Source organism: Polynucleobacter sp. JS-Fieb-80-E5, from assembly GCF_018882015.1.
GTDB lineage: Bacteria > Pseudomonadota > Gammaproteobacteria > Burkholderiales > Burkholderiaceae > Polynucleobacter.
Genome location: NZ_JACVPH010000007.1, coordinates 34,508 through 57,111, shown reverse-complemented (window position 1 = coordinate 57,111; position 22,604 = coordinate 34,508). Strand labels below are relative to the sequence as shown.

The 22,604-nt window shown below is 44.8% G+C and carries 25 protein-coding genes; 12 read left to right on the top strand and 13 right to left on the bottom strand.

The window, feature by feature from the left end; genetic code table 11:
• Window positions 1-30: 30 nt before the first annotated feature.
• Window positions 31-378: an FKBP-type peptidyl-prolyl cis-trans isomerase gene (locus tag ICN44_RS10735; protein WP_072583173.1), complete on the top strand. Its 348-nt coding sequence runs from the start codon at window positions 31-33 to the stop codon at window positions 376-378.
• A gap of 81 nt (window positions 379-459) precedes the next feature.
• Here ICN44_RS10735 and ICN44_RS10730 read toward each other — a convergent pair whose 3' ends face one another.
• A complete protein-coding gene (locus tag ICN44_RS10730) occupies window positions 460-1,452 on the bottom strand; it encodes a transglycosylase SLT domain-containing protein (protein ID WP_216263949.1) in 993 nt (330 codons plus the stop codon).
• Between the two features lie 507 nt (window positions 1,453-1,959).
• Between ICN44_RS10730 and ICN44_RS10725 the strand changes: the two genes are divergently transcribed.
• Window positions 1,960-2,982 (top strand): DNA/RNA non-specific endonuclease, encoded by a 1,023-nt coding sequence (locus ICN44_RS10725; RefSeq protein WP_216263948.1) that lies wholly within the window; start codon window positions 1,960-1,962, stop codon window positions 2,980-2,982.
• Here ICN44_RS10725 and ICN44_RS10720 read toward each other — a convergent pair.
• On the bottom strand, window positions 2,974-3,216 hold the full coding sequence (locus tag ICN44_RS10720; RefSeq protein WP_215359302.1) for a DUF3820 family protein: 243 nt from the start codon (window positions 3,214-3,216) through the stop codon (window positions 2,974-2,976). The genes ICN44_RS10725 and ICN44_RS10720 overlap by 9 nt on opposite strands.
• A 152-nt stretch (window positions 3,217-3,368) precedes the next feature.
• Between ICN44_RS10720 and ICN44_RS10715 the strand changes: the two genes are divergently transcribed.
• The 5 genes from ICN44_RS10715 (at window position 3,369) to ICN44_RS10695 (ending at window position 6,297) form a co-directional block, all read left to right on the top strand.
• Entirely contained in the window at window positions 3,369-4,283 is a 915-nt protein-coding gene (locus ICN44_RS10715; RefSeq protein ID WP_216190900.1) for a DUF6662 family protein, read from the top strand.
• Window positions 4,284-4,295: 12 nt separating this feature from the next.
• On the top strand, window positions 4,296-4,475 hold the full coding sequence (locus ICN44_RS10710; protein ID WP_215321555.1) for a hypothetical protein: 180 nt from the start codon (window positions 4,296-4,298) through the stop codon (window positions 4,473-4,475).
• Between the two features lie 78 nt (window positions 4,476-4,553).
• Window positions 4,554-5,051, top strand: coding sequence for an FMN-binding protein (locus ICN44_RS10705; RefSeq protein WP_255537601.1), 498 nt, complete (start codon window positions 4,554-4,556; stop codon window positions 5,049-5,051).
• Between the two features lie 2 nt (window positions 5,052-5,053).
• Window positions 5,054-5,875 carry an FAD:protein FMN transferase gene (locus ICN44_RS10700; protein ID WP_216263946.1) on the top strand — a complete coding sequence of 274 codons (822 nt, stop codon included), beginning with the start codon at window positions 5,054-5,056 and terminating at the stop codon, window positions 5,873-5,875.
• Window positions 5,872-6,297, top strand: coding sequence for a hypothetical protein (locus ICN44_RS10695; RefSeq protein WP_216263945.1), 426 nt, complete (start codon window positions 5,872-5,874; stop codon window positions 6,295-6,297). Before ICN44_RS10700 ends, ICN44_RS10695 begins: the two co-directional genes overlap by 4 nt.
• A 24-nt stretch (window positions 6,298-6,321) precedes the next feature.
• Here ICN44_RS10695 and ICN44_RS10690 read toward each other — a convergent pair whose 3' ends face one another.
• Window positions 6,322-6,603 carry a metalloregulator ArsR/SmtB family transcription factor gene (locus tag ICN44_RS10690; RefSeq protein WP_370624901.1) on the bottom strand — a complete coding sequence of 94 codons (282 nt, stop codon included), beginning with the start codon at window positions 6,601-6,603 and terminating at the stop codon, window positions 6,322-6,324.
• Between the two features lie 44 nt (window positions 6,604-6,647).
• On the bottom strand, window positions 6,648-7,508 hold the full coding sequence (locus ICN44_RS10685; RefSeq protein WP_216263943.1) for an MBL fold metallo-hydrolase: 861 nt from the start codon (window positions 7,506-7,508) through the stop codon (window positions 6,648-6,650).
• Window positions 7,509-7,654: 146 nt separating this feature from the next.
• Here ICN44_RS10685 and ICN44_RS10680 point away from each other — a divergent pair, with 146 nt between their 5' ends.
• The 3 genes from ICN44_RS10680 (at window position 7,655) to ICN44_RS10670 (ending at window position 10,300) form a co-directional block, all read left to right on the top strand.
• The gene (locus ICN44_RS10680) at window positions 7,655-8,899 is read left to right on the top strand and encodes an FAD/NAD(P)-binding oxidoreductase (protein ID WP_216263942.1); all 1,245 of its coding nucleotides are present in this window, start codon (window positions 7,655-7,657) and stop codon (window positions 8,897-8,899) included.
• A 3-nt stretch (window positions 8,900-8,902) separates the two neighbouring features.
• On the top strand, window positions 8,903-9,718 hold the full coding sequence (locus ICN44_RS10675; protein ID WP_216263941.1) for a sulfite exporter TauE/SafE family protein: 816 nt from the start codon (window positions 8,903-8,905) through the stop codon (window positions 9,716-9,718).
• An 81-nt stretch (window positions 9,719-9,799) separates the two neighbouring features.
• On the top strand, window positions 9,800-10,300 hold the full coding sequence (locus ICN44_RS10670) for a hypothetical protein (protein WP_216263940.1): 501 nt from the start codon (window positions 9,800-9,802) through the stop codon (window positions 10,298-10,300).
• A gap of 55 nt (window positions 10,301-10,355) precedes the next feature.
• Here the strand turns inward: ICN44_RS10670 and ICN44_RS10665 are convergent, their stop codons facing one another.
• The 6 genes from ICN44_RS10665 to ICN44_RS10640 all read right to left on the bottom strand — a co-directional run bounded on the left by ICN44_RS10665 (window position 10,356) and on the right by ICN44_RS10640 (window position 17,930).
• Window positions 10,356-11,084 carry an ABC transporter ATP-binding protein gene (locus tag ICN44_RS10665; protein ID WP_216263939.1) on the bottom strand — a complete coding sequence of 243 codons (729 nt, stop codon included), beginning with the start codon at window positions 11,082-11,084 and terminating at the stop codon, window positions 10,356-10,358.
• Window positions 11,085-11,114: 30 nt separating this feature from the next.
• Window positions 11,115-13,043 carry an ATP-binding cassette domain-containing protein gene (locus tag ICN44_RS10660; RefSeq protein WP_216264007.1) on the bottom strand — a complete coding sequence of 643 codons (1,929 nt, stop codon included), beginning with the start codon at window positions 13,041-13,043 and terminating at the stop codon, window positions 11,115-11,117.
• 2 nt (window positions 13,044-13,045) lie between these two features.
• On the bottom strand, window positions 13,046-13,924 hold the full coding sequence (locus ICN44_RS10655) for a branched-chain amino acid ABC transporter permease (protein ID WP_072583996.1): 879 nt from the start codon (window positions 13,922-13,924) through the stop codon (window positions 13,046-13,048).
• Between the two features lie 141 nt (window positions 13,925-14,065).
• Window positions 14,066-15,250 (bottom strand): ABC transporter substrate-binding protein, encoded by a 1,185-nt coding sequence (locus tag ICN44_RS10650; RefSeq protein WP_216263938.1) that lies wholly within the window; start codon window positions 15,248-15,250, stop codon window positions 14,066-14,068.
• A gap of 135 nt (window positions 15,251-15,385) precedes the next feature.
• Window positions 15,386-16,303 (bottom strand): EamA family transporter, encoded by a 918-nt coding sequence (locus ICN44_RS10645; protein WP_216263937.1) that lies wholly within the window; start codon window positions 16,301-16,303, stop codon window positions 15,386-15,388.
• Window positions 16,296-17,930 carry a GMC family oxidoreductase gene (locus ICN44_RS10640; protein WP_216263936.1) on the bottom strand — a complete coding sequence of 545 codons (1,635 nt, stop codon included), beginning with the start codon at window positions 17,928-17,930 and terminating at the stop codon, window positions 16,296-16,298. Before ICN44_RS10640 ends, ICN44_RS10645 begins: the two co-directional genes overlap by 8 nt.
• Window positions 17,931-18,110: 180 nt before the next feature.
• Between ICN44_RS10640 and ICN44_RS10635 the strand changes: the two genes are divergently transcribed.
• Window positions 18,111-19,004: a hypothetical protein gene (locus ICN44_RS10635; protein ID WP_216263935.1), complete on the top strand. Its 894-nt coding sequence runs from the start codon at window positions 18,111-18,113 to the stop codon at window positions 19,002-19,004.
• A 59-nt stretch (window positions 19,005-19,063) separates the two neighbouring features.
• Window positions 19,064-19,591 (top strand): ribosome biogenesis factor YjgA, encoded by a 528-nt coding sequence (yjgA, locus tag ICN44_RS10630; RefSeq protein WP_216263934.1) that lies wholly within the window; start codon window positions 19,064-19,066, stop codon window positions 19,589-19,591.
• On the opposite strand, the gene ICN44_RS10625 is transcribed toward yjgA, so the two are convergent.
• Genes ICN44_RS10625 through ICN44_RS10615 form a run of 3 tightly spaced genes read right to left on the bottom strand, consistent with a single transcriptional unit; the run spans window position 19,588 to window position 22,560 of the window.
• Window positions 19,588-20,676 carry an acyltransferase gene (locus ICN44_RS10625; RefSeq protein WP_216263933.1) on the bottom strand — a complete coding sequence of 363 codons (1,089 nt, stop codon included), beginning with the start codon at window positions 20,674-20,676 and terminating at the stop codon, window positions 19,588-19,590. The two genes, yjgA and ICN44_RS10625, sit on opposite strands and share 4 nt — an antisense overlap.
• A gap of 49 nt (window positions 20,677-20,725) precedes the next feature.
• Complete coding sequence (locus tag ICN44_RS10620; RefSeq protein WP_216263932.1) at window positions 20,726-21,325, bottom strand: cytochrome c; 600 nt, start codon at window positions 21,323-21,325, stop codon at window positions 20,726-20,728.
• A complete protein-coding gene (locus ICN44_RS10615; protein ID WP_255537600.1) occupies window positions 21,322-22,560 on the bottom strand; it encodes a sorbosone dehydrogenase family protein in 1,239 nt (412 codons plus the stop codon). Before ICN44_RS10615 ends, ICN44_RS10620 begins: the two co-directional genes overlap by 4 nt.
• Between the last annotated feature and the right edge of the window lie 44 nt (window positions 22,561-22,604).

Here is a 22,604-nt window from a genome sequence, read left to right as displayed (position 1 = left end):
CATTCAATTTGTGTGAAATAGGAAAACATCATGAGTGAACTCAAAAAAATCGATACTGTTGTGGGCGAAGGCAAAGAAGCTGCCGCAGGCAATCATGTGGATGTGCATTACACCGGCTGGCTTTATGACGAGAAGGCTGCTGACCATAAAGGTCAAAAGTTTGACAGCTCCCTAGATCGTGGCCAACTCTTTAGCTTCCCCTTGGGTGCTGGTCATGTGATCAAAGGCTGGGATGAAGGCGTAGCTGGCATGAAAATTGGTGGCAAACGAACACTCATCATTCCTTCTGAGATGGGCTACGGTCCTCGCGGTGCGGGCGGCGTTATTCCTCCAAATGCCACACTGGTATTTGATGTGGAGCTCCACGGCGTTAACTAAGACTTACGTATTTGACAGCAAAACAAAAGCCACCCTAGGGTGGCTTTTGTGCATACCTTAATCAACTGATGGTCCATGAACTTAGGAGCGCAAATCCTTACCGTTCAGCGTTAAGCGATTAGTCGAACGATTTTGACATAAACCAATCAGACGATTTCTTTCGGCCATCACTTTGTCCGCGTAGCCGCCATCATCCTCGGCATTCGCCGCGCCAACGTAGTACTTCAGACCATTACGCAATGAACCAGCTGTAGCAATGAGGTATTTCAAGATATAGGCGCCAACGCGGATATTGACTTCAGGCTTAGCAGCCTCAGAAGTTCCGCCAAAGATTGCATATTTATCTTTATGAACTGAAGTCATCACTTGCATAAGACCTTCAGCACCGGCGTGACTCTTAGTGTTTGGGTTGAAATTAGATTCCACCGAGATTACTGCCAACAAAAGCACTGGGTCGATGTTGACCTCTTTTGCAATCAAAATCGTGTTTGAAACATACTCTTCAATCTTCGAACGATCAAGACTGTATTTCTTCTCAAAGAAGTCAGCTACGGCACGTTGATTCTGAATCGAACCCATTAAGTTGCTATCTAAAGCCTGGGGGTCCATCTTGGATGTGGGGATGCGGTCAGACAGATGAGAAATGGATTTCACCTGCATTTGCGCTACAGAGGGCATTAACAAAGCCACGGTCTGCTGCTTGGCACTAGTCAAACCAATTGAAGCAGGAATCTTAGACTTGCCATAGATCACAGCGGCGATCTCAGTATCGGCAGCCTGGGTGGCTGATACTTCATTGGACTCTTTATATTGATTGAGCATGCCAAAGCCGTTGCTCCAAACCATGTGACGCGCTTCATCAGGAATAAGGATGCGAGCAAGGTCAAAAGCGCCGGCATTAGTGCCGTTGCCTGAAAGCCAAAACCCAACCACCATGAACACAGTTAAAACGAGTAGGCCATTGATGACCCGATAGACCGGAGCCATGGCGTGCGCTAGCAGCTCTTTAGCAGTCAAAGTGCTTGACTGTGCATTCTGCATATCACTCAAATTGTTAGCTAAACATTTACTCATTCATTGTTTGCAAGACCTCAAAAAACTAGACTAACGTTTTATGCTGCATTGCAATATCTAAAAAACATGGGTCATCCTAAGAAGTTTCTTATATCAAGTCAAGAATAAAGAAGTGGAAATCAATAACTTATTGATCTAGGAATCCGGGAGATCCCGTATACAGATCGCTAGAGACATATATAAGTCAATAAAATCAATAGCTTATATAAGTTAGGGGGCACTAATTTCACTCTATAAAAAATTGGCTTAAATGGGACTTTTTTGTGTTTTTGGCCAAAAATTTAACCCAAAAAATCATACATCTAGTGCTTTCATACCTGTAATTTTCTAGGGGTAGTAGCAAGGCAGCGTTATTGCAAAGCAGTATTTACAAGGCCGTCTTCAAGAAAATATGCACTTTGAATATATAAAAAATGATCAAAAGAGTTCTGATTCTTATTGGCTGTGGAGCTAGCCCAAGATAAAAATATAGGTTCATGGGAGGTGGAGGTCATACACTAAGAGCCCATGAAATTCATCCGTAACCTTCTTGCCCTTGTAGCAGTTTCAGCCTCATTAAATGCACTGGCGGCTTTTGAAGACTGCAGGGATCTATTTCCAGCTCAGCAAATACCGACGAGTCCGCAGGTGGGGCGCGACCTTTGCTTTGATAGCTTTGCCATCTACTACTCTCCTCAGGATAAAAAGCCAATCTATACCATTGAGAAGCTTAATCGGGAGCAGCTTTCCGCCCCGCACCCGCGCAGAAGTAACCAGTTTTACGAAGAAGCCAGACTTCCCTTCTCCGAACGGGCACTACTCTCAGATTACCGTGGAAGCGGCTTTGATAGGGGTCATAACGCCCCAGCAGGCGACATGAGTAACGAACGCTCAATGGCTCAATCTTTCTCATTGGCCAATATGATGCCGCAGGCAAGGCAAAACAATCAGGGAATCTGGGCCAAAAATGTAGAGGAGCCAACGAGGGCTTATGTCAAAAGAGCTGCTAGCGACATTTACGTATTCACGGGTTCGATTGGAAACCGCGGCAGTATTGGTAGAAGTCATGTAACGATTCCCAGCCACTTATATAAGTTGGTATACGACTCCAATAAAAATACTGCTTGGGGATATTGGATTGAAAACACCGATGAAGCAACTATGACTCCGCCAATCTCCTATCAAGAGTTGGTACAAAAGACGGGGATTGACTTTCACTTACCCGTAGATGAAGGCAGCAATACAAACAATACATCGGCGCAGACCCATGACATCAAGGGGCAAAAGACTCTCGTTGGCGGATGGTATCCCATATTTTTTGACGATTACTCCCCAAGCAAGCTCAATGATGTCATTAACAATATCAAGTCGGGCAATATAGCTAGTATTCAGATTCAATATGACCGCAATGACACGCTTGCAAAACAGATTGCCTCGCAAATTGAATCGCAGGCTAAATTAAAGGTAAGCCTAGTTCAAAGCAGTCCGCCAGAATCAGCAACTGTGACTTACGAGCGTAACCGCGTCACACTGATTATTCGCTCAAAGTAATTTAGATTTAGCTTGCAGGCCATGCGCCCGCTGGATTGGTGCCAACAGTCCACGCAAACCATTGTGGTCCAGGGTGTGCATTAGTTCTAGCAATTCACCAAGCTCGCCTTTAGGAAAACCTTCGCGGGCAAACCACGCCAAATAATTCCCCGGCAGATCAGCCAATGCACGCCCTGCGTGCTTACCAAAAGGCATCTTCATTAAAACCAATTTTTCCAAGGACTCAGCGTTCATTTGGGGAAATCTTACAAGCAAAAAAGAATAAGCCTATAGATTCCGCCATTTTTTAGGTCATGGTTATTTTAATTAGTTGAGAATCATTCTCAACTAATGCTATATTGAGAACCATTCTCATTTAGATTGATAACCACCAACCTCAAGGGACCATGAAATTGACCATTAATAGACTTCTTGCATTCAGCCTCTTCTTAGTTGCCACACTTCACTTTTCTTTAGCCCATGCAGGCGAGGGAGTGTTTGGCTGGATTTACACCTTAGATTTACAGCCTAAGGGCAAGCTGGAGTTTGAGCAGCGCCTACAACTCAATCAACAGCAAGCAGCGGGAACTTACGATGCATTAACTGCCAGGACTGAACTGGAATATGGTTTAACTAACGACTTGCAAGTTGCTGGCTATATCAACTCTTACTACACCAATGCAAATCAAAATTACACCAATCCAGAAGCATGCGGAGATACCCCAACCTGTACCGGCGGTTACGGCGTTCCTTCTTCGCATGACCCCTCTACAGCGTATAAGAAAAGTGGTATTGAAGGTGGCTCTCTAGAAGCGATTTATCGCATCACTAATCCAGTGACCTCACCTGTGGGTGTAGGGCTTTATTTAGAACCGACATGGGGAAGAAATAAAGACGAGCTCGAGGCGAGACTTTTACTGCAATCTAATTTTATTGATGATCGATTAATTTTGGCGGGCAACGTTGTAGCCGCAAATGAGCGCTTAAAGTTTATTGAAAACGGTAACGTTCCTGAATCGATGCTCGATTTCCTGGTGGGAGCGAGCTATCGCTTTGCCCCTAAATGGTCAGCCGGCGTAGAGGCCCGTTTTCATAATGATTATTCAGAGCTCAATTTACGCAATCAAGTTCAAAGAGCAACTTTTGTAGGTCCCAATATGCATTACGCAGCAAAAGACTGGTGGGTTACGGGCGCTTGGCGCTATCAACTTGCAGGCGGGACTTGCATGGGTGGCGGTGAGGCCGAATGTTCAGATGCTCGCGTCTGGGATAGCCACTCAGTAAATGAATTCATTGTCAAAGTTGGTTTCCCACTGAATTAAGCGAAAGAAACTATGGAAATTCAGAACCTATTAGTTGCAGCTTTAGCTCATTTGCTGAAGTTTCAAGCTACCCAATGTCAAACAGCCAAGAAAAGAGCGCTAATGATGTTTGACAAACTCTCCAATGTCCAAGGCATCAACCCAGAAATTCAAGCACTTTGTAATGAAGCGAATGAATTGCTCACTGCTTAAGATTTTATTGAATATCTCATGAACTGGAAACCTAACCCACTTGTAATCCTTGGTTTGGCCATGATAAGTGTACCGATCATGGCCCATGCAAAAATTTATGTTTCTGCAGAGCAAGCTCAAAAAATTCTTTTCCCCAATAAAACACTATCAAAGAATCCCATCATCATTACTGATGATCTTCAGGAAAAGATGCGTATCGCATCCAGCATTCGTTACCTCTTTCAGGGCGAGAAAATCTGGAGGACAGCCGATGGCGGCTGGTTTGTGGTTGATGAAGTTATTGGCAAACATGAAATGATTACTTATGCCGTTGCAATTAACCCAAATGGCAGTATCGCTGGGATCGAAGTTTTGGAATACGTTGAGTCTTATGGTTATGAAGTAACAGAAGCGCAATGGCGCAAACAGTTTGTAGGTAAGACCGCAAACGACCCTATCAAGCTCAATCAAGATATTCAGAATATTGGTGGCGCAACACTGTCTTGCAAACACCTCACCGATGGAGTGAAGCGAGTAACAGTTTTATATGACCTAGCCCTGAAGAACTCTAATTCAAAACCCAGCCCCGGAAAGTAACAATGCTTCGTTGCAAACCACTTCTTGGCACCTTTGTAGAGATCTCCATAAATCAAGATGATGGGCAAGAGGCTATTAATAATGCTTTTGCAGCCATTCAAAATATTCATGACCTTATGGGCTTTCATCATCCTCAAAGTGAGCTAAGCCAAATCAATCGAAGTGCCCACATCGAAGCAGTTGAGATTCATCCGTGGACTGCGCAAGTCATCCGAATAGCAAAAGAGGTTCATTTGGAATCCGATGGCCTATTTAATTGTGGAATCGGCCATCGTCTAGTTACTGCAGGATTATTGCCCCGCCATATCAACTTCTCCAATCATGATCTTGGTGGCGTTGAAGATATTCACTTCCTAGCGCCAGACTTGATAAGGTCCTGTCGCCCAGTCTGCCTTGATCTGGGTGGAATCGCCAAGGGGTTTGCAGTAGATATGGCGGTGAGAGTCTTAATATCAGAGGGCATCACATCCGGCTCAGTGAATGCTGGTGGTGACCTACGGGTTTTTGGGAATACCTCCCTCCCAATTCAAGTTCGCCATCCTGAGACACCTGGGGAGTTGATTAATATTGGCTCTTTGAAAGATGGGGCTATTGCCACAAGCAGTCTTTACTTTGCAAAAAGAGATGGCCAGAGGAGTCATATTATCAATCCTCTAGCCCAGAATTTTTCCGAGGTTCATGTGGAGATTGCTGGGTCATTCTCTATTCTTGCAAAAGAGTGTGTTTATGCTGATGCACTCACCAAGGTTCTAGCCTTATCCAATAATGAGCATCACCCTTGCTTTAGTCATTTCTCAGCGCAAGCACTAAGGATAGTCGCATGAGCCGCCTTGGGAAGATGCCTCGCTGGCAAAGAACGTTTGTCATCTGCGGCATGATGGCCTGCTCAATCACTGGCCTGATGTATCTTCTAGGGCATCAATTTCAGATCCAAAGATCTACTTTTGGCACCCATAGCATTCTCGCAGCTCATGGCATTGCTGCAATGCTGGCTACCTTAGCTCTTGGATCGGTAATGCCTTTTCATATCAAGGCGGGCTATAAGTCGAGAAGGCAGTTGTGGAGTGGCTTTAGCCAACTGGGATTTCTATTTGCACTTCTCATTACCGGAGGAATGCTTTATTACGGGCCAGAGGAAATCCGCGATACGGTAATTAATACCCATTGGATTATGGGGCTCATATTCGCTGTCATTTTTTTATTGCATCTCACCGCCATTATGAAGCCAAAAATAACTACTAACTAAATTGTGAGAGCGCTAAAAACAGGTTTATTTTTTACAATAATGACTGTAAAGCAAGTTCATGACCGATAACGTTATGTCACTGGAAAGAGAATAATAAATTTGTTTACCGTCTCTGCGTGTCTTAACCAACTTTTTAGTGCGCAGTACTGTCAGCTGTTGCGATAAGGTCGGTTGATGTATTCCAGTTAACTCCTCCAGATCCCCAACGCACCGCTCCTCAACAGCGATTTCACACAACAACATCAGTCGACTCGGGTTTGAAAGTACTTTTAAGAACTCACAAGCCTTTGTGGCAGAAGACTGCATCTTCTTAAGTTCTGCAATTCGTTTTTTTTCGTTCAACATGAAAATTACAGTGCGTTAAGAGGAATCTTTAAATATGAAATCCCGTTGCTTTCCTTCGGAGGCATATCACCTGCGCGAATGTTAATTTGGATCGAAGGCAAAATAAGTACCGGCATATCTAATGTGGCATCACGCTTACTACGCATCTGAACAAACTCATCCTCAGTAATACCATCATGCATATGAATATTCGATTTCTTCTGTTCAGCTACTGTTGTTTCGTAATTTACTGGACGCCCATTTGGCGGATAGTCGTGGCACATAAATAATCTAGTCTCACCAGGAAAACATAAAATCCTTTGCATCGACTGATAAAGCGTGTGTGCATCACCGCCTGGAAAATCACATCGGGCAGTTCCAACGTCAGGCATAAACATGGTGTCGCCTACAAAAATGGCATCACCTACTTGATAAGCCATACAGGCTGGCGTATGACCGGGAACAAAGAGGGACTTAAAGCTTAGATTTCCAAAGTGAATTTCTTCCCCATCTTTAAGCAAAGCATCAAACTGAGAGCCGTCCGCTTGAAATGCCTCTTCCAAATTAAACACTTTTTTAAATACCCCCTGTACCACCGAGATATGATCACCTATAGCAATCTTGCCGCCTAATTTTGATTTTAGATACGGTGCCGCTGAAACATGATCTGCATGTGCGTGGGTTTCTAAAATCCATTCTGTAGCTAGGTTATTAGCCTTGACGAACTCAATCACTTCATCGGCTGATTTCGTTTTAGTACGCCCTGACTTATGGTCATAATTAAGCACTGAATCAATGATTAAACATGGTGAACTCGGTTTCTCATAAACCACATAAGTTACGGTCCAGGTATCCGGGTCAAAAAAGCCCTTAACAATCGGTTTCATCTATTTATCCAATTTGCTGTAAATGATTTATTTTATGATAAATACTATATAAAAATGTAGACTAATCATAAACCCTGATAGCAAATCACTATAATTCAAGCTATTTTATTGACCTAGATCTAATAAAACATAGAGGTGGAGATAGCATGACTTCAGCAAACTCGAGTTCCAATGTATTTGACGTAGTAATTGCAGGCGGTGGTGCTGCTGGTATAGGCTTAGCTGCTAGCCTGAAATCCAGAGACCACTCTCTAAATATCGCAATCATTGAGCCCTCTGAAGAGCACTATTACCAACCCTCTTGGACGCTAGTGGGCGGCGGTGCATTTAACGTCAAAAATAGTCGTCGTCAAACTAAAGATCTCATTCCATCAGGAGTGCGCTGGATTAAAGAGAAGATTGTGGGCTTCAATCCAGATGCCAATGAAGTTCTGGTTAGTAATGGTGCTGCAGTTAAATATAAGCAACTAGCAATTGCAACAGGCATTAAAACAAACTGGGATGCTATACCCGGGCTAGAAGAAACGCTTGGTAAAAATGGGGTGGCTTCTAACTATAGTTATGAGTACTCTCCGTATACCTGGGAACTTGTGCAAGGCTTGAAGTCTGGGAAAGCCATTTTTACTCAACCCCCCATGCCAATCAAGTGCCCTGGCGCACCTCAGAAGGCAATGTATCTATCCTGCTATGAATGGCAGCAACAAGGTCGCCTAAACAATATTGAGGTTGAGTTAGACAATGCGGGTGGCGCACTCTTTGGTGTAGCCGACTTTGTCCCGCCGCTTATGGAATATGTCAAAAAATATAACGCCAAACTCAATTTCAATACCAATCTCATTTCCGTGGATGGCCCAGCCAAAAAAGCGATTTTTGCAGTCAAAGATGCGGATGGAAATGTTACACAGGTTGAGAAATCATTTGATATGCTACATGTAGTACCCCCACAAGGCCCTCAAGACTGCCTCAAGGGAAGCCCCGTTTCCAATGCTGATGGTTTTGTAGATGTAGACCAATTTACCCTGCAACATACTCGCTACCCGAACATCTTCGGACTTGGCGATTGCTGTTCGTCGCCAAACTCTAAAACTGCTGCTGCAGCCAGAAAACAAATTGTGGTCGTCGCAGAGAACTTACTAGCAGCAAAATATAACAAACCACTGCCAACTAAATATGATGGTTATGGCTCATGCCCACTGACGGTAGAGAACGGAAAAATTGTTTTGGCAGAGTTTGGTTTTGGTGGAAAACTCTTACCCACCTTTCCTTGGCTCATTAATCCACTTAAAGCTACAAGACTCGCTTGGATTCTGAAGAAAGATGTTCTTCCTTGGCTTTACTGGAATGCGATGCTCAAGGGAAGAGAGTGGTTAGCGCGTCCATTTGAAAATTAATTGATGGACTTTTTGCCCTACCTAACCTTAGCAATTGGAGTATTTGTTGGCGTCTTAATGGGCCTGACGGGGGCTGGGGGCGGCATCTTATCAGTACCATTACTGGTGTTTCTTCTGCATCTGCCAATGTCAGAGGCAGGCCCGATAGCATTAACAGCAATTACTGTTTCGGCTTTTGCAGGCGCTGTAATTGGATTCAAGGCCAAAGCACTTCGCTATAAAGCAGCCATGTTAATGGCGATTTTTGGCCTGGTCCTATCCCCGGCTGGTTTATGGCTAGCTCAGAAGGTACCGAATACTCCGCTACTAATATTATTTAGCCTGGTGTTGATGTACGTTTCTATTCGGATGCTTTTACAGGTTGCCAGAAATCTTTCCGGAAAACCCCTTCCACAAATTAAAAGTCCACCCTGCCAACTAGACTCATCAATTGGAAAGCTGATTTGGACAGTGCCATGCGCGCGTGCACTCATGATCTCAGGCGCTACTGCTGGATTTCTATCGGGTCTACTAGGTGTTGGCGGGGGATTTATTCTAGTTCCCGCCTTAAATAAATTCACTGACTTGCCAATGAAATCAATTGTCGCCACTTCACTTGGTGTTCTCGCTATTGTTTCTGCTGGAGGGGCTTTTATCTCCCTTGCATCTGGGACCCTGAATACAGCCATCGCAATTCCTTTTGCCTGCGGTTCACTATTAGGACTTCTGCTAGGAAAAGTATTGGAGCGAAAAATAAGCGGCCCTAGGATTCAGCAAATATTTGCAGTCTTTACGTTAGTCATTGCCGTGAGCTTAATGATCAAGGCAATAAATCATTGAGACTATCTTTTAGTGATGCCTAAAAGGCTACTACCCTCCCTTCTCTTTATACTCAGCTTTAGCCTTTTAGGAGTTCTGCTGATGTCCTTTACCAAGCCAAGCACCTTTCTATCCACTTCCATTAGCACCGTCTCTGGCACGGTAAGCAATCTTAATAATGAGTTGCTGGAATACGTAAACCCAGAAAAGCCTACTCACGACCATTCTTCGCAGTATTACAAACGCTTTTTCATCTCCAAATTTAATTTGGGCGATACAGCAGTCGAAGCAAAGTTTTCATCCCCCATGAAAATTGCTGATGGCGATCAGATCACTGTATCGGGATACACAACGGGCGGCAGCTTTCAGGTTCTTGCCTATAACAACCTAACCCAGCAAGTGGCCAGCAATGAAAATTGGGTTGTATTGTGCTTGGGCGCAGCCTTCTTTCTTGCGGTAGCTATAGGCCTACTGAATAGTGAACTAGTAGCCGAAGGCGCATTGATTCCAAAGCTTTTCTTGGTTGGCTTTACTTTGGTTGCCCTTTATATGGGCTATCGCGCCTTGCTGATTCGAGAGGCTATAAAACTCTTATCCAACTAAAGAAAAAGCCCTTATTGCTAAGGGCTTCTTAATTACCTTCGGCTTAGACAACTACTTAGTGACCACCAGCACCACCCAAGTAAGCCGCCTTCACAGCAGGATCATCCTTGAGCTTTGCAGCAGGTCCATGAGTAGCAATCTTGCCGTTCTCTAAAACATAACCGTAATCAGCGACGTTTAAAGCGGCAGCAGCAAACTGCTCAACCAACAACATAGTGACGCCTTGTGACTTGAGATTAGAAATAATCTTAAATACTTCCTCAACCAAGATTGGAGCGAGACCCATAGATGGCTCATCCAAAAGAATGATCTCTGGGTTGAGCATCACAGCACGAGCCATTGCCAACATTTGCTGTTCACCACCAGACAAAGTACCAGCCAATTGATTGCGACGCTCCTTGAGACGTGGAAACATTTCAAGAGACTTTTCCAAGTCTTGCTTGATGTCACCTTTTGGACGGCTACCAGTAAAGCGTGGAAATGCACCAAGCAACAAGTTGTCAGTTACGGACATCGTTGTAAACACGCGGCGACCTTCAGGGCTGTGAGCCAAACCTAGGCGGGCGATTTTATGAGAGTCGTAACCATCAATTTTTTCGCCACTTAATGTGACTTCACCGGCTGTTGGCTTAATCATGCCCGTAATAGCGCGCATGGTGGTAGTTTTGCCAGCACCGTTTGAGCCAATCAAAGTAATCACTTGCCCTTTAGGAACATCAATATTGATGCCATGGAGGACTTTAACTTTGCCGTAGCCTGCTTCAAGATTCTTAATAGATAACATGGTATTTACCGATTCAATATGTTCTAGTGATTAAGTACCCAAGTAGGCATGAATCACCTTCTCGTCTGCCTGAACTTCAGCTGGTTTACCTTCTGCAATCTTCTGACCGAAGTCCAATACAGAAACGGTATCGCAAACTGACATCACCACATCCATGTGATGTTCAATCAGGATGAAAGTAATACCGCTATCACGGATCTTACGAATAATGCGCAAGAGTTCTTTGATGTCTGGCGCTGTTAAACCAGCAGCTGGCTCGTCCAACAAGAGTAACTCAGGATCTAATGCCAAGGCACGAGCAATCTCTAGCAAACGCTGCTTACCGTATGGCAAGTTACGCGCTTCTTCATTCGCTAAATCATCTAGACCAACGAATTTAAGCAATGCCATTGCACGCGCATGTGCTTCAGCTTCTTCTTTCTTGTAACGCGGCAGATGCAAAGCAATCTCCACCATGTTGGATTTGAAGGTGTGATGCAAGCCAACCAAAATATTTTGGATGGCAGTCATCTCACCGAAGAGCTGAACGTTTTGGAAGGTACGTGCGATACCAGACAAGGCGATATCCGAAGAAGTCTTACCAACAACACTTTCGCCTGCGTACAACACGTTACCGGCTGTGGGCACATAAATACCAGTCAACACGTTCATCATCGTGCTCTTACCTGAGCCGTTAGGACCGATCAGGCCATGAATAGTGCCGCGCTTGATGCTGAGGTCAACATTGTTCAATGCCTTTAAGCCACCGAACTGCATCAATACAGAATCCACCTTCAGAAGCTCGGCACCCGTATTTTGATTGGCAACAGTACTGATGAAGCTAATAGAATCATCCACTTCTTCGTGATCACCGCCGCGAGTAGTTTTCGCCTTGCCAACCATCGCTTGGTAGAAGCTTTTCGCAAAACCAACGATACCGCTTTGCAAGTAATACACCACTAGCAAAATCATGAAGCCGAAAATACTCAAACGCCAGTCAGAAATGCTATTCAACCAGAATGAAAATGCTGCTAAGCCCACTACGCCGATGATAGGAAGAGCTACACGCTTAGGAGTAGTGATCTTCTTAGATAAAGCCATGCCAGCACCCACAACCACCACGATTGCAATAACCGAAGCAACGATGCGGAATAGATTGATGTCGTCCAAGAGTTTTGGCAACAATACAATGATGGCAGCACCAATCAATGCGCCCAAGCGAGACTTACGTCCGCCCATAATGATGCCGAGCAAGAAGAGAACAGCCAATTCATTGTTATAAGTATTTGGTGAAATATATTGCTCTGAATAAGCGTATAAGCAACCAGCCAAACCAGCAAAGCCGGCGCTAATCACAAATGCGATCACCTTAAAGCGATAAACAGATACACCCATACAGTCACAAGCAATTGGGCTGTCACGCAATGCTTCGAATGCGCGGCCAATTTGAGACTTTACAAAACGGTCGACTACGATCAGTGAAATGATCAAAACTGCAGAAACCAACCAGAAGTACTCTGCCTTCGTCATTGGGACACCCATTAACTCTGGCTTTGGAATCTTGATGCCCAAAGGCCCTTCGGTCAACCAAGTCATCTCATTAATCAGAATCTGTGCAATCGTACCGAACGCCAAGGTCACCATCGCCAAATAAGGTCCAATTACTTTCAATGCTGGCAAAGCTAAGATTCCGCCAAAGATTGCAGTAACAATAATGGCAGCTGGAATATTGACCCAGATTGGCATACCAAGGTGGAAATACAAAACGCCAGCGGTATACGATCCAATTCCGAATAAGGCTGCATGCCCTAAAGAAACCTGGCCAACATAACCAACAACAATATCCAAACCATATAACAAAATGGTGTAGATCAGAATCGTTTCAACTAAGTGAATGTAGTAAGGGTTGTGAATAAAGAGGGGCAAACAAATCAGGCCCGCAATCGCAATCAATATAGGTAATAGAGACTTCAATTTCATCATTAGACTTTCTTAATCGCAGATTTGCCGAAGAGACCAGATGGTTTGTACGCCAACACAAGCAATAGCAAAATCAAGCCGGGCACATCTTTGTAACCAGTAGAGATATAAAAACCGGTTGCTGTTTCTACGATACCGAGAATCAAGCCACCAACAATAATGCCAAGGCCGCTAGATAAGCCGCCAATAATCGCTACAGCGAAAGCCTTCAAGCCTAGTGCGCCACCCATGGTTGCGCCAGTCAGGGTTAATGGTGCAATCAATACGCCCGCGAACGCTGCAGTTAAAGAAGAAAGTGCATAAGAGAAGGTAATTACTACACTGGTATTAATACCCATCAAGCCAGCTGCATCACGGTCGTTTGCTGTCGCAACAACCGCTTTACCGTAAATAGTTTTGCGGTTAAAGAACTCCACCAACAACATCATCACCAATGCACCAACAACTACCAAGATTTCCATTGGCAAAATATTTGCACCCAAGAAACTCATTGGCTCCATTGGTAACGGCGATGGAAATGGCAATGCATCACGACCCCAAATATTTTCAGCCACGTTCTTAAAGATAATCCCGAGAGCGATGGTAGACATAATCCAACCAAACTCCGATTTAATCTTGATTGCAGGACGGACACCGATGAGCTCAACGAAGCTACCTTGCAACATACCAAACAAGCAAACCACTGGAATCATCACCCAGTAATTCATGCCAAAGGTATCTACGCAAGTTAAACCTACAAGAGCACCTAACATCAGCGCTTCACCTTGACCGAAGTTCAAGGTGCCAGATGTGGCAAATGTAAGCTGAAAGCCGAAAGCGATGACCGCGTAGATCATCCCCACCGCTATGCCGCTCGAGAGGATTTGTGCAAACATGTCCATGTTATTGGCCTAAATATTCTTAAAACTGTTTTATTAACGAATCCGACATTGTAAGCAAAACGCCGCTTGTGGGCGGCGTTTTGCTTTATCTAATGCTGCAGTGCAAAATAATTATTTAGATTGCCTGCCCTAGAGCTTAAATTACTTCTTTTTCGCTGTTGCGTCCTCAGCATTCAAGAATTCAACGCGGCCATTTTCAACAACACCCATCACCACGTCTTTTGCCTTGATAGCCTCATGGTCAGTCGCAGTAAATGGCTTGTTATAAGTCATTACAACGCCGTCAACTGGAGTCTTCAGATCTTGCAATGCCGCCAAAATCTTTGGTCCCTCTGTGCTGTTTGCCTGCTTGATAGCTGCAGCCAATAGGTATACAGAATCGTAACCTTGAGCTGCTGATACTGGAGAAGCAATGATGCCGTTCTTTGGCTTGAACTCTTTTAGGTATGTATCTACGAATACCTTACGCTTTGGAGTAGTTGCAGGCTGCTGAATGAAAGTCTCAGGCATGGTTGCACCGTTACCGTTCTTACCGGCTGTATCAATGAAGCTAGCCATAGACAATGTCCAGCTACCAATGATTGGCTTTTTCCAACCCAACTTTGCCATACCGTTAGCAATTTGTGCCAACTCAGGTCCAATTGCGTATGTCAACACAACGTCGGCTCCAGCATTCTTTGCTTTGAGTAACTGTGAAGTCATGTCAACGTCACCGATGTTGAACTTTTCAGTTGCAACTGGAGTTACGCCGTAACCTTTCAATGCCTTCTCTAAGTCCTCACGGCCTAACTGGCCATAGTTTGTTGAGTCAGCCAAAATAGCCACCTTCTTCAAGCCACGCTTCTCAACGGCTTCTTTTGCAATCATAGGAGCCTGAATGACATCAGGAGCGGCATTGCGGAAAACATAGTTTTCAGCAGCATTAGGGAACTGATGAGTAATCAATGTGCCTGTTGCTACGTTGTTCATTACTGGGATCTTTGCTTCTTGATAAAAGCGCTGTGATGCCAATGCAACACCAGTGTTGATGTAACCCAAAGTAGCTACTACTTTTTCGTTGTTAATCAATTCTTGTGCAATTTGTACGCCACGTTCGTTTTTCGCTTCATCGTCACGCTCAACCAAAACGATTTTGTTGCCGTTGATACCACCAGCAGCATTAATTTCTTTTGTAGCAAGGCGAACACCGTCACGCATACTGACACCCATTGAGGATGAACCACCAGTAAATGGACCTGCAACACCAAGTTTGATATCGGCAGCATAAGCGCCGGTTGTAAGCATTGCAGCAGCGGCTACTGCAAAAATGTGATGACGAATGTTCATAAAGTCTCCATGACTAAAAATTGCTAATGAATAAATACTTTTTTATAGGTAAAACCGAAACGAACAGTTATCTTACTGTTAATACAAAGGCAAAAAAAGGGCCTTGTATTAGGGTTTTACATTAGCCCAAGAGGCTCAAGAAAATTGCCGCTTCAGGCTACGTTCAATGTTTGGCCAAAAAAGGTTGATGATCAGCCCAACGATCACCAAGCCCGCTGCCAAGATCTTCCATAAGGGTAATGGCTCCCCCAAGAAATAAGCTGCCGCCCCCATGCCAAAAATAGGTACCAGCAAAGGCGCAGGCGCCACCACTGCCGCCGGATGCTTAGAGAGCAGCCACGCCCAGGCGGAATAGCCAAAGATGGTGTTTCCCCAAGACTGCCAAAGAACACCAGCCCATGCCCCTACTGGGGCTGAGGTTAAAGAAGTACTCATATGACCCCACCCGCCCTCAAAAAGGAAAGAAATTGCAAATAAGGGAGGAATCGCAAAAGCGCTCGCCCAAACCACATAGGCCAGCATATTGATAGAGCCCGCCCTACGGCTAACCGTATTGGCAACCCCCCAGGAAAAGCCAGTAAATACCACTAAGGCAAGACCCAAGAAGGTGGTTGTGACATCAGTGTGCAGCGCAATAATTCCCAAACCAGTCATAGCAACTAATACCGCCAGCATTTGGTAAGTGCGCAAACGCTCCTTAGCAAAAAACATCGCAAAGCCGATAGTAAAAAATACCTGGGTCTGAATCACCAGAGAAGCGAGGCCCGGGGAGATGCGGCCATCGATCGCAAAGTACAGAACTCCGAACTGCCCCACGCCCACAGCCAAGCCATAAATACAAAGATTGACCCAAGATGTTTTGGGTCTTGGCACAAAAAAGACCAAAGGAAGAAATGCAAAGGTATATCTCAGTGCGGCAAATAAAAATGGTGGAAAAGCTGCGAGTGACAATTTAATCACGACAAAGTTCGTCCCCCACACTGCCACAATGGCTAACGCCAGCAATAGATGACTAGCGGGTAATGAATAGCTTTTCTGTGAAGTCTTAGGCACGCGTCAGCAATTCCGACACGCGCTCAGCGATCATCATTGTAGGAGCGGCAGTATTGCCCGAGGTAATCGTAGGCATCGCCGAAGCATCGACTACACGAAGATGTTGAATGCCTCTAACGCGCAATTCAGAATCAAGTACTGCCATCGGATCGTTATTACGCCCCATCTTGCATGTACCTACCGGATGGAAGATGGTTGTACCAATATCCCCCGCCGCTTTAACCAACTCATCATCCGTTTGATATTGCACGCCTGGTTTGTATTCTTCCGGAGCGTAAGGGCCCAGGGCGGCCTGCTCAACAATCTTACGAGTTAAGCGCAAAGACTCCGCTGCCACCTTACGATCCTCATCGGTCGACAAATAATTCGGACTAATCACTGGTGGTGCCTCAGGATCAGTCGAGTTGATGTGAACACTACCCCGCGAGGTAGGGCGTACATTGCAAACACTTGCCGTAAAGGCATTAAATGAATGTAAATCTTCACCAAACTTTTCTAACGACAAAGGTTGTACGTGATACTCAACGTTAGCACTCTTTTGTTCTGGCGAGCTATAGGCAAATGCGCCTAACTGCGATGGTGCCATCGACATTGGGCCAGATCGTTTAAAGAGGTACTCTAAACCGATCATCATCTTTCCAGAAAGAGTATTGGCTTTGGTATTCAAAGTCTTAATGCCATTCACTTTATAAACCATGCGCAGTTGTAAGTGATCTTGCAAGTTCTCGCCAACACCCGGGAGATCAGCGATAACGGGGATGCCTAATTGATTTAAATGTGCAGCAGCGCCAACACCGGACCGCTCTAGAATTTGTACGCTACCAATTGCGCCCGCACTCAGCAATACCTCACCACCCTGCTCGATGGCACATAAGGCTTCGCGGGATTGACCGTCCTTGATGTATTCGACTCCAAGACAATTTTTGGTAGCAGGATCAATTTTGAGTTTGCTCACAACAGCTTGAGTTAATACCGTAAGATTGGGTCGCTTTGCAGCATCCCTTAAAAAAGCTTTAGATGTATTTAAGCGCCAACCAGCGCGCTGACTGACATCGAAGTAACCCACGCCAAAGTTATCGCCACAGTTAAAGTCCTCTGAAGCCGGAATGCCCGCCTCAACTGCGGCCTCTTTAAATCGATCCATGATGGGCCAACGTAAGCGCTGCTTTGAAACAGTCCACTCACCACCCTTACCATGCCATTCATTTGCAGCGCTGTGGTAATCCTCAAATGACTTGTAACGCTTAAGGGCATTTTCCCAAGACCAAGAATCATCACCAGTTGCCTGCACCCAAGACTCATAGTCACCCGCTTGACCACGCATATAAATCATGCCGTTAATGGATGAGCATCCGCCTAAAACACGGCCACGCGGATATAACAATGAACGACCATTCAAGCCTTTTTCGGCAGCTGTTTTAAAACGCCAATCTGCCCTTGGGTTATCAATGCAATATAAGTATCCAACTGGAATATGGATCCAGATGTAGTTGTCATTCTTACCAGCCTCAATCAGCAAGACTTTCTTCTTGGGGTTTTCAGTTAAGCGCTTGGCCAGCATGCAGCCAGCACTACCCGCTCCGATGATGATGTAATCGTAGAGATTATTTCGATTGATGTCAGTCATAGCTATTTTTCAAAGCAAGTCTTTTATTAGCACCCATTATTCCTCAAACACAGAAAATGGGTTCATACTTATTCTTACAAAGGGTTTTCTGCTTAGATAACTACAATATATGGGACTTCACGGAAACATCAATCCAGCAAACTTAAGCTATCTTCCGTCCTCTCATTGCCGCCCGCCCAAATGTCCTCGTTAAAAATTCTCATTGTTTTTCATCAAACATTAGATCAACAGTTAATTTTCCCCCATTTTACGGATGCGGAAATAGCCCAATGGTTTGTGTTTTATGGGGTGAATATTGAAAAAACGAATAAGAAAATGATAGGCAAAGATGGCGTTGAAAATACAGATTTAGCAAACGCCCCCGGAGTCACATTAGAGTATCAACTAGATATCTATAATCCAGAACTGCAACAACAAGGATATATGGAGACATCGTGCTTTCTCCATATACTCTCCAATAATCTATTTCCAGATTCAGATCTCATAGGTGTCACGCAATACGATATGCGGTGGACTGAAAAATCTGCGAGCTTGCTCAGAAAAATAGCTAGGGGTGAATCTCAAGAGGGGCTCGTTAATAAAATAAAGCGGCTTGTCAGAAGTGCAATCAACCCAGCCTTTGTTGCTCCACAAATTGCTTATGCGCAAGTTGGAGGAAAGATCATGGATAGCGCAGGGCAACTAAGCCCCATGACTGCATCTTATGCATTTAACTGGCCCTATCTCATTGAGAGCTATAACAACTTCTTCGGTACTGATTGGTCAATGAATGATCTTCGCAACCAACCCCTGACTCTATGGCAAACCTATCTGCTACCAAGAGCAGTTTTTATCAAGCTAGCAAGTTGGCTCAAAACATTCGTCGAAGAGGTCACGCCCTGGGCAAACAAAGCTCCCTATGAAACGCATTGGGGTGTCCTTGGCGGTTATACAGAGAGAGCCGAGGCCCTATTCATTGCATTACAAGTGAAAAGTGGGGCTCTAATAGTCCACCCACTCATGCTCGAACATGATGAAAATATCCCAAAGACTTTGGATGTGAGCAAGGAGCATTATGCTGAAGGTGCAAATTAATCAGCCTCAAATACAAGCGAAATATGACCCCCTTCTCTATACCCATCTAAAATACAGTTATGCACATTAATGAGAAGAATCGCACTCCCAAGCTAGTTGACCCTGAAGATGGGCCCAGCAAGTCAGAACTAAAGCGCCAAATGACTGATCGCCAAAAATTGGCAGAAGTATTGGCCGCCCTCAGTAGCGATGCCTTGAAGACCATCCCTCTTGATGAAGCTATCAAGGCCGCTGTTGCTGAGACTAACAAAATTAAGAGTTTTGAAGCGATTCGTCGTCATAAGCAATATCTTGGCAAACTCATGCGCTTCTTGGATGATGAAGAATTGGATGCGATTCAGAAGCGTTTAGATGCGATTCAAGGGGTGAGCAAGGCCGAGACCGCCAAGCTTCATTTCTTAGAAAGCTATCGCGATAGACTGATTGCGAATGATGAAACCTTCACTAAGATGATTGAACAATATCCCGATATGGATATTCAGAATATGCGCACCTTAATTCGGAATGCACGTCGAGAGAAAGAACAAAACAAGCCACCCAAGGCTTACCGCGAAATTTTTCGCGTTCTCAAAGATATGGGTCTTTAAAGTTTAATCTTGCGAGCAGGCACCTCTACCCAGCGATAGAGATAGGTTGCTGTCACCCAGCTAGCAACAACAGCAACCAGCATCAAGGCAAGCGCCATGACACCGTCATGAAAGCCGCTCATTCCCCAAGCGATATACAGCGTATTTGCCAGCAAGACAAACGAAAAATGAATTAAGAAAGCACAGTACGATCTTCTGCTCCCCCAGAGAATGACATTGACCAGCTTGTGTTTTCTGGACTGATGCTGAGGACGCTTCTGATCTTGTTTCTGATCTTTGTAAGCTGAGTCTCCCCAAAGAATGAGAGCAATGGCAACTAAATAGGCCAATATGTTTCTGAGCCAAATTTGGTGAAAGCTTGAAACAACAATGACAACTCCAATTCCTACAAACATAATTTTGGCAAATCGATTTACTTGAGGATCAGGATAGTTCTTGCAAAGCTGCGCCAGTACCCCAAGTCCATAAGCTCCTACAAAGTAAATGAAGTAGTTTTCATAAACGCCAGAGCGATTAAAAAATAGTAAGGATGCTACGCAGAGCACCAACAACATCCATATCAGGGAACGAAAACCAGGAAACATCCCCAACATGATTGCCAAAATGGCATAGAGCTGCCAATCAATCGCCACATACCAAACACCAGCAGAAATCGAATCTAAACCTAAGATACCTTGCAGAAAAAATAAATGGGCCAAGAACTGCCCTAGGGTTTCTGATTCACCAACAAATTCATCTCGAACCCAAAAGCGCGCAATCCAAGCACAAGCAATTGTGAGAATGAGCGCCAATACATAGGGTGCAAATAAACGCAAGTAACGATTAAAGATTGTTTTCAACACATTGCGGGCGTTCTTCAAATCAGTGGAACGGGTCAATGATTGGGCTGCCAAATAGCCACCCATGACTAAAAAGATTTGCACTGCGTAACGGCCATACTCAAATAACCAAGTCATCACCCCAGGAAGTAGCAGCCTGGCATCTTCTGCAATTTGCCCATAATTTGAGAAATGATGCAGGATGATGATTAAGGCTGCGAAGGTCTTTAAAAAATCGACTAGAAGAAAATGGTTTTTGGACTGCAATGAGAATATTGAATAAAGGGTTGATTGGGGACCAATTGAATTATTTGAACTACTTCAGTGAAGCAGCATAGGCAGCCAAGGCATCAATATCATCATCGCTGAGGCCGCGTGCTGCACTGCCCATTGTGCCATCCATATCAATACGGGCTCCAGAACGAATATTCTTTAGCTGAGCTATGAGATATTCCTTGGATTGCCCGGCCAAACGTGCAATGTGTTTCTGCCCTTGAAGCTGTGGACCATGACAGGAGTTGCAATACTGGGTACTAGAGATTTGTTGGCCTTTAGCAATTTGATCCGCGTTACCTGATTTTGCAGGCGGCGCAGGCAAGCTAGCAAAGTAAGCAGCGATGTCTCGCATATCTTGATCACTGAGTGGTGCCGCAAGAGCCTCCATTGCCCCACCCTTACGCTGCTGCCCTCTAAACTGAATCAACTGATAAGTAATGGATAGCGGTGGCTGCGCTGCAAGATTAGGGATATCTGGTGATATGGAGATGCCATCCTCACCATGACAAGCAAAACAAGTTTGCGCTTTTGCCTTTCCAGCTAGCGCATCAGGAGGCGCAGCATAAATAACCGGTGATAAACAAAGGGTAGTAAAAAAGGCCACCCCGAGGATGGCCTTAGTGCTAATTACGAATTTCATTTACCGTAAGATACGCGGAAGATTGCGCCGGTCTCATCATCGGATACCAACATAGAACCGTCTTTGAGCATTTGCACATCTACTGGACGACCCCAGAACTTATCACCCTCAAGCCAGCCTGTAACAAACGGTTCAGATTTAACAACTTTATTCTGAGAATCTAAGACCACGCGAACAACTTGATAGCCTACGCGCTGGGTCTTATTCCAAGAGCCATGTTCAGCAATAAAGATATTGCCTTTGTAGTCTGCCGGGAATTGTTTGCCGTTATAAAAACGCATACCCAATGCTGCTACGTGAGCGCCTAAGTTGTACACAGGCTTATCAAACTCCTCGCATGAACGACCCTTACCAAACTCAGGATCCAAAAAGTCACCTTGATGGCAGAACGGATAGCCAAAGTTCATCCCTTTAGGGCGTACCAAACGATTCAAAGTATCACCTGGCTTATCTTCAGCAGCCCAATCACGCCCATTGTTTGTAAACCACAACTCTTTACTTCCAGGTTGGAAATCCATGCCCACGCTATTACGTACGCCAGATGCTACCGTTTCCAAAATATTGGTTTTTAGATTCAATCTTACGATCGTGGCATGAGTTACTGGTTGCACAACAATATTTGCAGGTGTACCAATTTGGAAATACAAATATTGGCCATCAGGACTGAGTCTCATAAACTTCCAGCCATGTGGCTCATCTTTAGGAAGCGCATCGAACACCACCACTGGTGCTGGTGGGCTATCTAAATTCTGCTCAATATTGTCATAACGAATAATGCGTGAAAGTTCAGCTACATAAAGTGAGCCGTTCACAAACGCAACGCCATTAGGACGATGCAAGCCTTTAGCAATTGTCTTTACTTCGCGCTTGCCATCTTTCGTTACTACCGCATAAACATTGCCAGTAAAGCGTGTACCTACATAAACCGTACCACTTGGAGACTCTGTCATTGAGCGACCATTAGGCATACCAGAGGCCCAGAGCTCAACCTTAAAACCAGCAGGTACTTTGAGTTTGCTAACAGGAATTTCATCCGCAGGCATAGCAGAGATGCCCGGAGGATTAGGTGCCAATGCAGGATTCATGCCATCGGCTGTTCTGCCTTGGGCCCAGGTTGGCGGGATCCCGCTAGCTGGAGCAGCGGCAGGAGCTTGTGCGCCAGCAACACTAACAACTACCATGCCGGCAGCAAACATTAGCGCGTGAAGAGCGCTGTTCTTCATGTTGTATTTCATTCTGAATCTCCCATAATTTTGTTTATTTTTATCAATAAAGCAAT